Genomic DNA, 15758 nt, shown 5'->3' on the forward strand with positions numbered 1-15758 from the left:
TCATGGGGCGTCACACGGAGTACCAGGGGGAGTTGGGGCTGGCGGTGGCCATCGTTGGCATGGCCGTGCGCGTGCCCGGCGCGGAGGACGTGGCCGCCTTCTGGCGCCTGTTGCGCGACGGAGTCGAGGGCATCACCTTCTTCTCCGACGACGCGCTGAAATCCCTGGGCGTGGACCCGGCCTTCCTGGCCAACCCCCACTTCGTCCGCGCGGCGCCGGTGCTGGAGCGGCCGGGCCGCTTCGACGCGGGCTTCTTCGGCTACGCCCCGCGTGAGGCGGAGCTGCTGGACCCACAGCACCGTATCTTCCTGGAGTGCGTCTGGACGGCGCTGGAGCACGCGGGCTACGCGCCGGGGCGCATCCCGGGGACGACGGGCATCTACGCGGGCTCCAGCCTGAGCAGCTACCTGCTCTTCAACCTGCTCTCGCGCGCGGAGTTCCAGCAGGCCGAGGACACCTTCCCGGCCATGGTGGCCAACGACAAGGACTTCCTCGCCACGCGCGTGGCCTATCACCTGGACCTCAAGGGTCCGGCCCTGACGGTGCAGACGGGCTGCTCCACGTCGCTCGTCGCCACGCACCTCGCCTGCCAGTCGCTGCTGGGCTACCAGTGTGACGTGGCGCTCGCGGGCGGCGTGTCCGTGCACGTCCCGCAGCGCACCGGCTACCACTATCAGGAGGGTGGCATCACCTCTCCGGATGGCCACTGCCGCGCGTTCGACGCGAAGGGCCAGGGCACGCTCTTCGGTAGCGGCGCGGGCGTGGTGGTGCTGAAGCGCCTGGAGGATGCACTCAACGACGGCGACACCATCCACGCCGTCATCCGCGCCTCGGCCATCAACAACGACGGCGCGATGAAGGTGGGCTTCACCGCGCCGGGCGTGGAGGGCCAGGTGGAGGTCATCGCCCGGGCCCAGGCCATCGCGGAGGTGACGCCGGAGTCCATCAGCTACGTGGAGGCCCACGGCACCGCGACGCCGCTCGGAGACCCCATCGAGGTGCAGGCGCTCGACACCGTGTTCCGCGCCGGCACCGACAAGCGCGCCTTCTGCGGCCTGGGCTCGGTGAAGACGAACGTGGGCCACCTGGACGCCGCGGCGGGAGTCACCGGACTGGTGAAGACGGTGCTCTCCCTGGAGCACGCGGAGCTGCCTCCCAGCCTCAACTACGAGACGCCCAACCCGCGCATCGACTTCGCCAACAGCCCCTTCTACGTCAACACCGCGCTCACGCCCTGGCCCGAAGGCGCCACGCCGCGCCGCGCGGGGGTGAGCTCGTTCGGCATCGGCGGCACCAACGCGCACCTCATCCTGGAAGAGTCCCCGCTCGTCCGGCCGGGCGATGCGCCTCGCGACTGGCAGCTCCTGGTGCTCTCCGCCCGGACGCAGACGGCGCTGGAGAAGCAGACCACCGCCCTGCTGGCGCACCTGAAGGCGCATCCCGAGCAGCAGCTCGCGGACGTGGCGTGGACGCTGCAATCGGGGCGCAAGGCGCTGGACCTCCGTCGCGTGCTGGTGTGCCGCGACAGGGACGATGCCGTGCGTGTGCTGGAGACGAGAGATCCGCAGCGCCTCTTCACGCTCGCGCCCGGCTCCGCCACGCCCTCGGCCGTCTTCATGTTCCCGGGCGGCGGCGCGCAGTACCCGGACATGGGCCGGGGTCTCTACGCCGCCGAGCCCGCCTTCCGCGAAGCGGTGGACCAGTGCTGCACGCTGCTGCGCCCCCGACTCGGCTTCGACCTGAAGCCCGTCATGTACCCGGACGCGGACTCCGCGGCGAGCGCGAGCCAGCGGCTCAAGCGGACCTCGCTGGCGCTGCCCGCGCTGTTCACCATCGAGTACGCCCTGGCCCGACTCTGGGAGTCCTGGGGCGTGAAGCCCGAGGCCGTCATCGGCCACAGCCTGGGCGAGTACACGGCGGCCTGTCTCGCGGGCGTCTTCTCGCTGGAGGACGCGCTGGCGCTGGTGGTGCTGCGCGGCAAGCTCTTCGAGGAGCTGCCGGGTGGCGGAATGCTCAGCGTGCCGCTGCCCGAGTCGGAAGTGCGGCCCCTGCTCGGGGAGACGCTGTCCCTGGCGGCCGTGAACGGCCCCTCTCAGTGCGTGGTGGCCGGCACGGTGGAAGCCGTGGAGACCCTGGCGGCCGAGCTGACGCGACGTGAGGTGGAGTTCCGTCACATCCCCATCGACGTGGCGGCGCACTCGCATCTGGTGGGGCCGATTCTCGCGCGCTTCCAGGAGTTCATCGGGACGCTCCAGCGCAACGCGCCCACGCTGCCGCTGATGTCCAACGTCACCGGCACATGGATGACGCCCGAGGAGGCCACGGACCCGGTCTACTGGACGCGTCACCTGCGGCAGACCGTGCGCTTTGGCGATGGCATCCGCACGCTGGCGGAGCTGCCCCACCGCGTCTACCTGGAGGTCGGCCCCGGCCGCACGCTGAGCACGCTCGCGCGCCTCCAGCTCACGGGGCCCCAGGCGCCACCAGTCCTTCCCTCGCTGCGCCATCCGCAGGACCCGGTGCCCGACGAGGAACTGCTCACCGCCACGCTCGGCAAGCTCTGGGCGGCGGGAATCGGCGTCGACTGGAACGCGGTGCGCGGCGACAAGCGGCGCCTGCGCGTGCCCCTGCCCACCTATCCCTTCGAGGGACAGGACTACTGGCTCGCACCGGAGGCCCCGTCCACTCAGCGGCGAGGCGCGGCGCGCAAGACGTCGGACGTCGGCGGCTGGTTCTACCTGCCCTCGTGGCGTCGCGCGCCGCTGCCCCTGCCTCGTGCGGGCGCCAGCACGGTGCGCGACTGGGTCGTGTTCGTGGATGCGGGTGGCGTGGGCGAGGCGCTGGCCGCGCGACTGGAGAGCGCGGGTCACCGCGTGGCGCGCGTGTCACGCGGTGCTCGACTCCAGGAGCTGGGCGAGCACCACTTCAGCCTGGACCCGATGGACGCGGAGGAGCCCACGTTCTTGCTGCTGGCCCTGAAGGCGAAGGAGTTCAAGGTGGAGCGCATCGTCCACCTGTGGAGCCTGGATGGACTCGACGGCGCGGAGCACGAGTCGGCCGAGGCCCGCTTCGACCAGCTTCAGGAGCGCGGGTTCCATCCCCTGCTGCGGCTGACGCGCGCGCTGGCGGAGGAATCCCTTCCCGGCCCCGTGGAGCTGACGGTGGTGGGGCGCGGAGCGTTCGACGTGGAGAGCACGGACGCGGTCAATCCCGAGCACGCCACGCTGCCCGCGCTGTGCAAGGTGATTCCCCAGGAGCACGACACCCTGGCCTGCCGCTACGTGGACCTGGGCCCTGGCGGCGTGGCGATGACCTCGAGCGCCCTTCTGCGCGAGCTCACCTCCGACACCCCGGAGCCCGTGGTCGCCTGGAGAGGGACGCACCGGCTGGCGCAGACGCATGAGTCGCTGCGGCTCGAACAGGATGGCGTGCCGGCGCAGCCCTTCAAGGCGCGCGGCGTGTACCTCATCACCGGCGGCCTGGGTGGCGTGGGCCTGCTGCTCGCGCGGCATCTGGCGAGCGCCCATCAGGCCCGGCTCATCCTGGTGAGCCGCGCGGGGTTGGAAGTGGACCCGGGCGGGCACAAGCAGCGCGCGGTGAAGGACCTGGAGGCAGCGGGCGCGGAGGTGCTGGTGGTCCGCGCGGACGTGGCGGACGAGTCGCGGCTGCGCATGGCGCTCGCGGAGGCGGACGTTCGCTTCGGCGCGGTGGACGGAGTGATTCACGCGGCGGGACTCGCGGGTGAAGGCGCGGTGGCACTGCTCTCCGGACTGGACGCGGCGGCCTGCGCGCCCCACTTCCGAGCCAAGGTCCATGGCACCTACGCGCTGGAGCGCGCGCTGACGGGCCGGCCCCTGGACTTCGTGCTGCTCGTGTCCTCCAACGCCGCGGTGCTCGGAGGACTGGGGCTCGCGGCGTACGGCGCGGCGAACGCCTTCCTGGATGCCTTCGCCATCTCCCGCTCGCGCGAGGGGCTGACCCGGTGGCTGAGCACCAACTGGGACGGCTGGCCCGGCGTGGACGAGGTGACTCGCGAGGTCCGCACGAGCATCGACGTGTTCGCCATGTCGCCCACTGAAGCAGTGGAGGCCTTCCGCCGCGTGGTGGAGTCTCCCCTGAGTGGACAGGTGGTGGTGTCCACCGGCGACCTGGTCGCGCGCGTCGCGCGCTGGGTGCGGCGCGAGGGCACGGGGAAGCACGCGGACGCGGCGGGTGGCGCGACGCACGAGCGGCCCCAGCTCGGCACCGAGTACGTGGCGCCCACGGATGACGTGGAGCTGGCGCTGACGAAGGTGTGGCAGGAGCAGCTCGGACTGGCGCGGCTGGGCATCCACGACAACTTCTTCGACCTTGGTGGCAACTCGCTGCTGTGGCTCAAGATTGTCGGCCGCCTGAAGCGGGAGCTGGGGCGCGAAGTCCCCCTCACCTCCGTCTTCGAGGCTCCCACCGTGGCCGCGCTGGCGAAGCGACTGGGAGGACTGCCCGCCCCGGAGGAGTCCCCCAGCTTCGAGACGAGTCAGAACCGGGGAGCCCAGCGCAGGGAGCGGCGCAGTCGCCGTGAGTGAAGCAGTCAAGGAGTGGATGACGTGGACGTGAAGCAGCCAGCAGACATCGACGACGCGGACCTTGCCATCATCGGCATGTCCGGGCGCTTTCCTGGCGCCCGCGACACGGCGGAGTTCTGGGCGAACGTACGCGGCGGCGTGGAGTCCATCCGCTTCTTCACCCCCGAGGAGTGTCTCGCGGCGGGAGTTGCTCCGGAGCTGGTGGAGGACCCCGACTTCGTGCGCGCGGCGGCGGTGCTGCCGGAGCCCGAGTCCTTCGATGCCACCTTCTTCGACATGCCGCCGCGTGAGGCGGAGCTGACGGACCCGCAGCACCGCGTCTTCCTGGAGGTCTGCTGGGAGGCGCTGGAGCACGCGGGCTATTCGCCGCGCGACTACCCGGGCGCCATCTCCGTGTACGGCGGGGCCACGCTCAACACGTATCTGCTGATGAACCTGGCGCGGAATCCCCGCGTGCTGGAGTCCGTCGAGCCGGTGCAGGTCAACATCGGCAACGGCACCGACTTCCTGGCCACCCGCGTCTCGTACAAGCTGAACCTCCGGGGCGCGAGCCACGCGGTGCAGAGCGCGTGCTCGACGTCCCTGGTGGCCGTGCACCTGGCCTGCCAGAGCCTGCTCAATGGCGAGTGCGACATGGCGCTCGCGGGCGGAGCGTCCGTCAACGTCAGCTTCCTCCATGGCTACCGACACGCCGAGGGTGGGATGGCGTCGCCGGATGGCCGCTGCCGTCCCTTCGACGCGAAGGCCCGGGGCACGCTGTTCGGCAGCGGCGCGGGCGTCGTGCTGCTGAAGAAGCTGCGCAACGCCGTGCGAGATGGCGACACGGTGCACGCCGTCATCAAGGGCTCGGCCATCAACAACGATGGCGCGCTCAAGGCGGGCTACACCGCCCCGGGCATCGAAGGGCAGTCCCAGGTGGTCGCGGAGGCGCTCGCGGCCTCCGGACTGGACGCGGACTCCATCGGTTATGTGGAAGCCCACGGCACCGCGACGCCCCTTGGAGACCCCATCGAGGTGGAGGCCCTCACGCGCGCCTTCCGCTCCTCCACGCAGCGGCGGCGCTTCTGCGCGCTGGGCTCGGTCAAGGGCAACGTCGGCCACCTGGACGCCGCCGCCGGCATCACCGGCCTCATCAAGACAGCCCTGGCCGTGAAGCACGGAGAGCTGCCGCCCAGCCTCCACTACGAGCGGCCCAACCCGGCCATCGACTTCGACGGCAGTCCCTTCTACGTCAATGCGACGCTCAAGCCCTGGCCCGCCGGCGCACTGCCCCGGCGCGGAGGCGTGAGTTCGTTCGGCGTGGGTGGCACCAACGCGCACGTGGTGCTGGAGCAGGCGCCTCGGTCGCTCGACAGCGCGGCCCCGCGTCGCGCGTGGCAGTTGCTGCCGCTGTCCGCGCGCACGGCCTCCGCGCTGGAGGCCAGCACGAAGCGACTGGCCGAGGCCCTGAAGTCCCAGCCCGACGCGAAGCTCGCGGACGTGGCCTGGACGCTCCAGGCGGGACGCCAGCGCTTCGCGCAGCGACGCTTCGTCCTCGCGCGAAGCGTGGGCGACGCGGTGGAAGTGCTCTCCACGACAGGGGATGCACGCGTCCACACGGAGGCGCAGGACGCGGTGGAGCGCCCGGTGGCGTTCCTCTTCCCGGGTCAGGGCTCGCAGCACGTGGGCATGGGGCGCGCACTGTATGACGCGGAGCCCGTCTTCCGCGCCGAAGTGGACCGCTGCGCCGAGCTGCTCAAGGCGCATCTGGCCGGGCGCGACCTGCGCGAGGTGATGTACCCGAAGTCGGGAGAGCCCGCGGAGCACGAGAAGACGCTGGCGCGCACGGAGTTCACGCAGCCCGCGTTGTTCACCCTCGAGTACGCCACCGCGCGGCTCTGGATGTCCTGGGGCGTGAAGCCCGCGGCGATGCTCGGTCACAGCATTGGCGAGTACGTGGCCGCATGCCTCGCGGGTGTCTTCACCTTGGAGCACGCGCTTCAACTGGTCGCCGCGCGCGGCCGGCTGATGCAGTCGCTGCCGTCGGGCTCCATGCTGGCGGTGCCGCTGAGCGAGGACGAGGTCCGTCCCTATCTCGGCACCGAACTGAGCCTCGCCGCGGTGAACGCGCCCATGCAGTGCGTCGCCTCCGGGCCGACGGAGGCCGTGGAGAAGTTGAAGCGCCAGTTGGATGAGGCGGGCGTACGCAGCCACGTGCTCGTCACGTCCCATGCCTTCCACTCGGCGATGATGGACCCCATCCTGGAGGCCTTCACCGCGCGCGCGGCGGCTGTGACGCTGCGGCCCCCCACCCTGCCCTTCGTCTCCAATGTCACCGGGACGTGGATCACCACGGAGCAGGCGACGAGCCCGAAGTATTGGGCCCAGCACCTGCGTGGCGCGGTGCGCTTCGCGGATGGATTGCACGCGCTGCTCTCGGACCCGAAGCGCGTCGTGCTGGAGGTGGGACCCGGACAGGTGCTGAGCCGGCTCACGCGTCGGTATCCCGACACCACCCCGGGACGCCCGGTGCTCGCCTCCATGCCCACGCCGCAGGACACCGTGGCCACGGACGCGCCGCCGCTCGCGTACACGACGCTGGGCGGACTCTGGCAGGCCGGAGTCACCGTGGATTGGCGTGGCTTCCACGGCGAGGAGCGTCGCCATCGCCTTCCGCTGCCGACCTACCCCTTCGAGCGACAGCGTTTCTGGGTGGAGCCCGACACGAAGCCTCACGCCGAGGCCGCGCCCGTCACGACCGAGACGCTCGGGGTCCCGCTCGCCCAGGCGCCAATGGAGCGCTGGTTCCATGCACCGTCGTGGAAGCGCGCGCCGCTTGCTCCCGGGCGCACCGCGAAGGCGACACACCCGCGCGTCTGGCTGGTGCTCGAGGACGAGTCGTCTCCCACCGAGGCCCTGCTGACGCCGGAGCCCGGCGAGGAGCGGATGGTGCTCCGCGTGCGGCCGGGTGCGGGCTTCAGTCGCACGGGAGAGTGGGACTACACCGTGGCGCCGGGCTCGCTTCCGGACCTGCGCGCGCTCCTCGGTGCGCTGCGGGATGCGGGCAGGCTCCCCGACACCGTGTTGCATCTCTGGAGCCTGACTCCGGACGTCCCCGCGTCCTTCGCGCAGGTCCAGGCGAGCGGCTACTTCACGCTCGTCGCGCTCGCTCGGGCGCTCGTCGAGTTCGCGCCCGAGCGGCCCTGCACCGTCTGGGTGGTGTCCAACCACGTCCACGACGTGACAGGCGACGAGTCGCTCCGCGCCGACAAGGCCACGCTGCTCGGCCCCTGCCGGGTGATTCCGCAGGAGCACCCGAGCCTGCGGTTCCATCACGTGGACGTGGTGACGGGCCCGGCGGCGAGCCTCTCTTCCACCGGACTCCGGGCCCTCCGCGCGGAGCTGCGTTCGGTGCCCGCGGAGACGGTGGTGGCGCTGCGGGGTCCGCATCGCTGGGTCCAGTCCCTGGAGCCACTGCCGCTGCCCGATGCGCCCACACCCCACCCAAGCGCGCGCCCTGGAGGCGTGTACCTGCTCGTCCATGGGCTGGGCGGCCTGGGCGCGATGAATGGACGCGCGCTGGCCAGCCTGTCGCCAGGAGCGAAGCTCGTCTGCCTGGAGCCCCTGGGCTTTCCGTCACGCGACACCTGGGACGCTCACGTCGCGAGTCACGGTGAGACCGAGGCCTGGACGCAGCGGATCCGCCGGGCACGGCAGTTGGAGGCCCTGGGCGCGGAGGTGGTGGTGCTCCCCGTCGACCTGACGCGGCAGGAGTCGCTGCGCGAAGCCGTCGACACGGCCGTGGCCCGCTTCGGTGCGCTCCACGGCGTGGTGCATGCGGCGTGGCTCCCGAAAGACCAGGTGGCGCGACTCGTCTCCGAGACGGGGCCCGAGGAGAGCGCCTGGCATTTCGACCCGCGCGCGCGAGGGCTGGCCCTGTTCGACGCGGTGCTGGGTGAGCGTGCGCTGGACTTCCGCGTGGTGGCCTCGTCCATCTCCGCGGTGCTCGGCGGCATGGCCACGGTCGCGCACACGGCCGCGAGCGCTTGGCAGGACGCCTTCGCCCAGGCCGCGTCACATGAAGGCCGGCGGTGGTTGAGCCTGGGTTGGGACGTGGTGAAGGTAGAGGACTACGGCGCGCACCCGGGCGCACGTGGCGAGGCGCTGGACCGCCTGGCGCTCTCTCCCGAGCAAGGCGCGGAGGCCCTGAGCCGCGCGCTCGCGCATGCCACGGGCCCCTGGCTGGTGGTGTCCACGCATGACGTGGCCGCACGCCAGTCTTCGGGCTCCCGGGCCTCCGTGTCCGAGGAGCTCCGCGAAGAGCCCGCGGCGCGCCCTCAGCATCCTCGGCCGTCGAACCTGCGCAGCGCCTACGTGGCGCCCACGACGGACATGGAGCGGACGCTGGCGGACCTGTGGCAGCAGACGCTGGGCGTGGCGCCCATTGGAATCCAGGACAACTTCTTCGAGCTGGGCGGTGACTCCCTCATCGCCGTGCAGCTCAGCGACCGGCTCAAGCGGCGGCTCAATGTCAGCGTGCCCGCGTCCAGCCTCTACGAAGGCGTCACGGTGAAGGCCCTCGCGGCGTTGCTCCAGCCTCCCGAGGCGGGACCGGGCTCGGCGAACAGCGAGGCCGACGAGCGCGAGTCCACCGTCCAGCGCCGCAAACAGAACCTCCAGCGTCAGCGCTCTCGCCGACGCGCGGACGACGAAGAGCCGGAGGACGGCGACTGAGTCGTCGCGGCTCCGCCTCGACCTCCCCGCGCCCTCACCCCATGCGAGCCATCCTCACCAACTTCGGAACCCTCGGCGACATCCAGCCCTTCGTGGCGCTGGCCGTCGAGCTGAAGCGCCACGGCCATCAGCCCGTGCTCGCCGCCGCGCCCTCGTACCGCGCGCTCGCGCAGCTCCATGACCTCGACTTCATCCCGGTGGGTCCCGACCTGAGGGCGGCGCAGAGCGGCATCACCCAGGCGATGATGGGGAGCCCGGACGTCGTGCACTCCGCCGGAGGCATGCTCCAGCTCTTCCAGCCGCTCGTGGAGTCACTGCCCCGCATGTTCGAGGACCTGCGCGCCGCGTGTCGGGGCGCGGACGTGCTCATCAGCGGGCGCGTCCAGCCCGCCGCGCGCATGGTGCATGACCTGACGCACCTGCCTTTCGTCACGGTGCTGGTGGAGCACAGCGGCAGTGGTGGTGGCGGCCCGGCCTTCCAGGCGGCCGTGCGCGGACTGGTCAATCCCCTGCGCGAAGCCCACGGCCTGCCGCCGCTGGACAATCCGCTGGTGGATGGCCTCTCGAATCAGCTCGTGCTCACCGCGCTGAGCCGGCACGTGCGGCCTCCCGCCGCGGACCTGCCGCCGCACCACCACACCGTCGGGTACTGCTTCCTCGATGAGCCGGGCTTCACGCCGGACGCGGAGCTCGCCGCGTTCCTCGCGGAGGGCGAACCTCCCGTCTGCATCACCTTCGGCAGCATGACGCACGCGGACCCGGAGGCGCTGACGGAGGCGCTGGTACAGGCCACGGTGCGCTCGGGACGACGGGCCCTCATCCAGCACGGCTGGAGCGGACTGGGGCAGCGCGCCCTCCCGTCGACAGTGAGGGCCTTGGGTCAGGTGCCGCACGCCTGGCTCTTCTCGCGGGTGTCGTGCGTGGTGCATCACGGTGGCGCGGGGACCACGGGCGCGGCCTTCCGGGCGGGCGTCCCGCAGGTCGTCGTGCCGCACACGTATGACCAGTTCACCTGGGGCGAGGTCGTCCAGGAGCTGGGTTGTGGAGGCGCGGCGCTTCCCATCGGGGAGCTGAACGCGGAGCGACTCGGGGATGCGCTGAGCACGGTGCACGCTCGCGCGGACCTCCAGGCGGCAGCGGCGCGGCTGGGCGAGCAGCTCCGCGCGGAGCACGGAACGATGAAGGCGCGTCACCTCCTCGAGGACCTGGTCCGTCGAGTAGGGCTCGCCTCGGACTCAGGCACCGAGAACGAGGCGGACGCGGATGACGAGGGGCGGCAACAGCGCCGGCGGATGGCGCTGAAGCAGCAGCGGGCGAGGAAGGTCGAAACTTGAGCGGGACTTTGGAGAGAGACATGGCCACGGATTCTTCCAACGCGGACACCACGGGACTGGAGATCGCCATCGTCGGCATGGCCGGGCGCTTCCCGGGAGCACGCGACCTGGAGGCCTTCTGGCGCAACCTGCGGGACGGCGTGGAGTCCATCAGCTTCCTGACGGACGCGGACCTGGAGGCGAGCGCGTTGGACACGGCCGCCATCCGCTCGGACCCGAACTACGTGAAGGCCGCCGCCGTCCTGGAGGACGCGGACCTCTTCGACGCGGGCTACTTCGGCGTCACCCCCAAGGAAGCGGAGGTGATGGACCCGCAGCAGCGTGTCTTCCTGGAGTGCGCCGTGGAGGCCCTGGAGCACGCGGGCTACGACGCCGAGCGCTACAAGGGCCGAATCGGCGTGTACGCCGGCGCGCGCACGGACACGTACGTCTTCAACCTCTTCTCCAACCCCGCGGCGCTGGGTGGACTGGACCCGTTCGAGATTGGCCTGGGCAATGACCTGGCCTTCCTCACCACGCGCGTCGCTCACCGCCTCAACCTGCGCGGGCCCGCGTACTCCGTGCACACCGCGTGCTCCACCGCGCTGGTCGCGTTGCACCTGGCGGGACAGGCCCTGCTCGCGGACGAGTGCCGGATGGCCATCGCGGGCGGCGTCGCCATCAACGTCCCGCAGAAGGTGGGCTACCTGTATCAGTACGGCGGCATCGCCTCGCCGGACGGCCACTGCCGCGCCTTCGATGCGAAGGCGGCGGGCACCATCTTCGGCAGCGGCATCGGTCTGGTGGTGCTCAAGCGCCTGGAGGACGCGCTGGCCGACGGCGACACCATCCATGCGGTCATCAAGGGCTCCGCCATCAACAACGACGGCGCCGTGAAGGCCAGCTTCACCGCGCCCAGCGTGCAGGGCCAGGCCACCGTCATCAAGGACGCCCTCGCCGCGGCGGAAGTCTCCGCCGACACGATTTCCTACGTGGAGACGCACGGCACCGGCACCGCGCTGGGAGATCCCATCGAACTGCGCGCCCTGACGAAGGTGTTCGGCGCGAAGGCGAAGGGCCGTCGCACGGTGCCCATCGGCTCGGTGAAGACGAACGTGGGCCACCTGGACGCGGCGGCCGGCAGCGCGAGCCTGCTCAAGGCCATCCTCGCGATGAAGCATCAGCAGCTTCCGCCCAGCCTCCACTTCGAGTCCCCCAACCCGCAGATCGACTTCGACAGCGGCCCCTTCTACGTGAACACCGCGCTGCAGCCCTGGCCGCGCGGCAGGACGCCCCGGCGCGCGGGCGTCAGCTCGTTCGGCATCGGCGGCACCAACGCGCACATCGTCCTGGAAGAAGCACCTCCCGCGCCGTCGGCTTCGACCGGACGCCCGTGGGAGTTGCTGGTGCTCTCCGCGCGCAGCCACACCGCGCTCGACTCGGCCACCGCTCGGCTCGCGCAGCACCTGGAGTCCCAGCCGCAACAGGCGCTGGCGGACGTGGCGTACACGCTCCAGGTGGGCCGAAAGGCCCATGCGCACCGTCGGGTAGTGGTGGCTCGCGACGGGCAGGATGCCGTGCGCGTGTTGCGCATGGCGGAGCCCCAGCGCGTCCTCTCGGGCACGCACGAGACGGGCAACCGCCCCGTGTCCTTCCTTTTCTCCAACGCCGGAGCGGAGGCTCCGCTGGAGTCGCTGTACCGCTCGGAGCCCGCCTTCCGCGCGGAAGTGGACCGCTGCGCGGAGCTGCTCCAGTCGCGGCTCGGCGTGGACCTGCGCGCCGTGCTGTATCCGGAGGACGGGAGCCATCCCAGCCGCTCCGGCCCGGTGAGCGCCGCCGCGGGCTTCGTCGAGCCGTATGCCCTGGCGCGCCTGTGGATGTCATGGGGCGTTCAGCCCGAGTCGATGCTCGGTGAGGGCACGGGCGCGTGGATCGCCGCGAGCCTCGCGGGCACGCTCCCGCTAGAGGAAGCCCTCTCGTTGGTGGTCGCCCGAGGCGAGGGCCGCGAGCTGTCACCGAGCGCCTCCACGCTGAAGGCGCCGGAAGTGCCGCTCTACTCTCTCGCCACGGGCGCCCTGCTCACCGCCGCCGAGGCGACTCGACCGGAGACGTGGAAGGACGCGGCGAGCCGCGCGCCGCGCCTGGACGACGCGCTTCGTGAGCTGGTGAAGGAGCCGTCGCGCGTCGTGCTCGCGATGGGGGCCACGGGGCCGCTCGTCGAGCGGGCGCGCGCGTTGGCGGGAAGCACGGGGACGCGCTCGGTGCGAGGCTGCCTGCCCGCGGCTGGAGACAGCCAGCCCGCGCCGGTGGCGGTGCTCGGCACGCTGGGCCAGCTCTGGCTGGAGGGCGTGGAGGTGGACTGGGAAGCCGTGAGCGAGGGCCGTGTCCTGCGCCGCGTGCCGCTCCCCACGTACCCCTTCGAGCGCCAGCGCTACTGGGTGGCTCCGGGCACGCGCGTCGAGGCCACGCAGGCACAGGTGCCGCAGGGCAAGCTGGTGGACATGGCGGACTGGTTCCACGTGCCCGCCTGGCATCGCACGGCGCCCGTGGCCCTGGACCGCAAGGCCCTGGCCGAGCGTCGCTGCTGGGTCGTCTTCGTGGATGGACTGGGCGTCGGCGAGGCTTTGTGCCGTCGACTGGAGGAGTCAGGACAGGACGTGGTGAGCGTGCGCCAGGGGAGCGCGTTCATGCGAGACGCCGCGCGCCGCTACGCTCTCGACCCGCGTCTGCGCGGTGACTACGCCACGCTGTGGAAGGACCTGGCGGACCAGGAGCTGAGCCCGTCCGTGGTGGTCCACCTGTGGAGCCTCGCCTCGTCGGGCGAGGACCTCCCGGGGCCCGAGCTGTTCCGCAAGGTCCAGGACACGGGCTACTACAGCCTCCTGCACTTGGGGCAGGCGCTCGCCCAGGGCGACACCTCCCGCCCCGTGCGGCTGGAGGTCGTGACGGACCGGCTGCATGACGTCGCGGGCGAGGGCACCGCCCTCCCGGAGAAGGCCACGCTGCTGGGGCCCTGCAAGGTGATTCCGCAGGAGCAGGAGCACGTCACCACGCGCTGCATCGACTTGATTGCCCCCGAGCCTCGGAGCGCGGGCGTGGAGAAGCTCGCGGAGCGCCTGCTGGCCGAGTTCAGTCAACGCACGCGTGACGCGGTCGTCGCGTGGCGCTCCAACCAGCGCTTCACGCAGACCCATGCGCCGCTCCGCCTGGAGCCCTCGGGAGAGGCGCACGCGCCGCTGCGCGAGCAGGGCGTCTATCTCATCACCGGAGGCCTTGGCGGCGTGGGCCTGATGCTCGCCAGGCACCTGGCGCAGACCCTCAAGGCACGGCTCGCGCTGCTGGGCCGGACCACCCTGCCGGCGCCGTCCGAATGGGATTCGTATCTGGCCACGCACCCGGAGACTGACGCGGTGGCCCAGCGCATCCTCCGCGTACGGGAGCTGGAGCAGAGCGGCGCGCAGGTGATGGTGGTGGGCGCGGACGTCGCGGACGCCCAGCAACTGGAGGCGGCGGTGACGCAGGTGGAGGCCCGCTTCGGCGCGTTGCATGGCGTGCTCCACTGCGCGGGCGTCACCCACGGCCCGTCGCTCTACAACCCGCTGACGGAGATTGGTCGGGGCGAGTCCGAGACGCAATTCGGCCCGAAGGTCTACGGCACGTATGCGCTGGAGAAGGTGCTGAGCCGTCGCTCGGTGGACTTCGCCCTGCTCTTCTCGTCCAACGCCGCGGTCCTCGGTGGTCTCGGCTACCTGACGTACGCGTCCTCCAACCTCTTCATGGACGCCTTCGCGCAAGCCCGCTCCGGAGGAACTGGGACTCGCTGGGTGAGCGCGTCGTGGGACCCGTGGCCGGAAGAGACGAAGCACACCCACGTGCGCACCAGCATGGACCAGTACGCCATGACGCCCCAGGAAGGCGCCGAGGCCGTCCGTCGCCTGGTGACGCTCGGCGTGGATGGACACGTCATCGTCGCCACCGGAGACCTGGCCCAGCGCTGGAAGCTTTGGATTCAGCGCGACACGTCCCAGCCCACGTCGGGTGCGCGGGCGGCCGGCAAGCCGCGTCGCGCGAAGACGCCCTTCGTGGCGCCCGCGAGCGAGCTGGAGAAACAGCTCGCGGCCATCTGGCAGGAAGTCCTCGGCGTGGACTCCGTGGGCCTCAACGACAACTTCTTCGACCTGGGAGGCCACTCGCTGCTGGCCACGCGCGTGGCCGGACGCCTGCGCACCCAGTTCGAGTTCGACATTCCCCTGGCGAAGCTCTTCGAGGCCGCCACCGTGGCCTCTCTCGCGAAGCTGGTGGCCGACCACCAGACCGCGCTCGAAGAGGCCGCCAGTCAAGCCGCGCTCGAGGAGCTGTCCAACCTCAGCGACGAAGAGATTGAAGCCGAGCTGGCGCGACGCTCGCGCTAGCCCGCACTGAATTTCAGCCGGGCCGAGCAGGACACGTCATCGGCCCCCCGCAACCTTCTCCTCCGCCCTGGGTCCCCCCGGGTCGCGGAGGCCCCGAAGTTGGAGTCCAGCAATGAGCGGTAGCTCCAAGAATCTCGACAAGCTCACTCCCAAGCAGCGCGCGTTGTACGAGTTGCTCCTCAAGGAGAAGAAGGGGCAGCTCCAGGCCACGACGACGCAGGCGCTCGAGCGGACCATTCCGCGTCGCGCCGGAACGGAGCCCGCACCGGCTTCCTTCCCGCAGCAGCGACTGTGGGTGGTGGACCAGCTCGAGGGCGGAGAGGCTTTCGCCTACAACGTTCACATCACCGTGCAGTTCACCGGCGTGCTGGACGTCCCGCTGCTGGAGCGGTGTGTGAATCAGGTGGTGCGACGCCACGAGTCGCTGCGCACCGTGTTCGCCGCGAGGGACGACGGGCTCCCCATCCAGGTCGTCGTGCCGGAGCTTTTGCTGACCATCCCAGTGGAGGACATCTCCCGGCTCGGCAAGGCGGAGCAGGACGAGGAGGTGGAGCGCCGCACGAGCGAGGAGTCCCAGCGCCTGTTCGACCTGGCGCGAGGCCCCCTGCTGCGCGGCAAGGTGCTGCGCCTGGGGCCCGACAACCACGTGGCCCTGGTCACCATGCATCACCTGGTGACGGACCGCTGGTCGCTGGGTGTCTTCGTCCGCGAGCTGATGGCCTTCTACGCGGCGGAGGTCACGGGACAGGCGCCCG

Annotated in this window: 5 protein-coding genes; all 5 read left to right on the forward strand. The window is 71.2% G+C overall.

What is annotated here, in order from left to right; translation table 11 throughout:
• The first annotated feature begins 2 nt into the window (after window positions 1–2).
• On the forward strand, window positions 3–4565 hold the full coding sequence (locus FJV41_RS20200; RefSeq protein WP_141644148.1) for a type I polyketide synthase: 4563 nt from the start codon (window positions 3–5) through the stop codon (window positions 4563–4565).
• A 21-nt stretch (window positions 4566–4586) separates the two neighbouring features.
• Window positions 4587–9278 carry a type I polyketide synthase gene (locus FJV41_RS53765; protein ID WP_141644149.1) on the forward strand — a complete coding sequence of 1564 codons (4692 nt, stop codon included), beginning with the start codon at window positions 4587–4589 and terminating at the stop codon, window positions 9276–9278.
• Between the two features lie 41 nt (window positions 9279–9319).
• Entirely contained in the window at window positions 9320–10612 is a 1293-nt protein-coding gene (locus FJV41_RS20210) for a glycosyltransferase (protein ID WP_141644150.1), read from the forward strand.
• Window positions 10613–10632: 20 nt separating this feature from the next.
• The gene (locus FJV41_RS20215) at window positions 10633–15003 is read left to right on the forward strand and encodes a type I polyketide synthase (RefSeq protein ID WP_246137302.1); all 4371 of its coding nucleotides are present in this window, start codon (window positions 10633–10635) and stop codon (window positions 15001–15003) included.
• 112 nt (window positions 15004–15115) lie between these two features.
• On the forward strand, window positions 15116–15758 hold a 643-nt coding region (locus FJV41_RS20220), incomplete at its 3' end, for a condensation domain-containing protein (RefSeq protein WP_246137303.1).

Source organism: Myxococcus llanfairpwllgwyngyllgogerychwyrndrobwllllantysiliogogogochensis, assembly GCF_006636215.1.
Classification (GTDB): domain Bacteria; phylum Myxococcota; class Myxococcia; order Myxococcales; family Myxococcaceae; genus Myxococcus; species Myxococcus llanfairpwllgwyngyllgogerychwyrndrobwllllantysiliogogogochensis.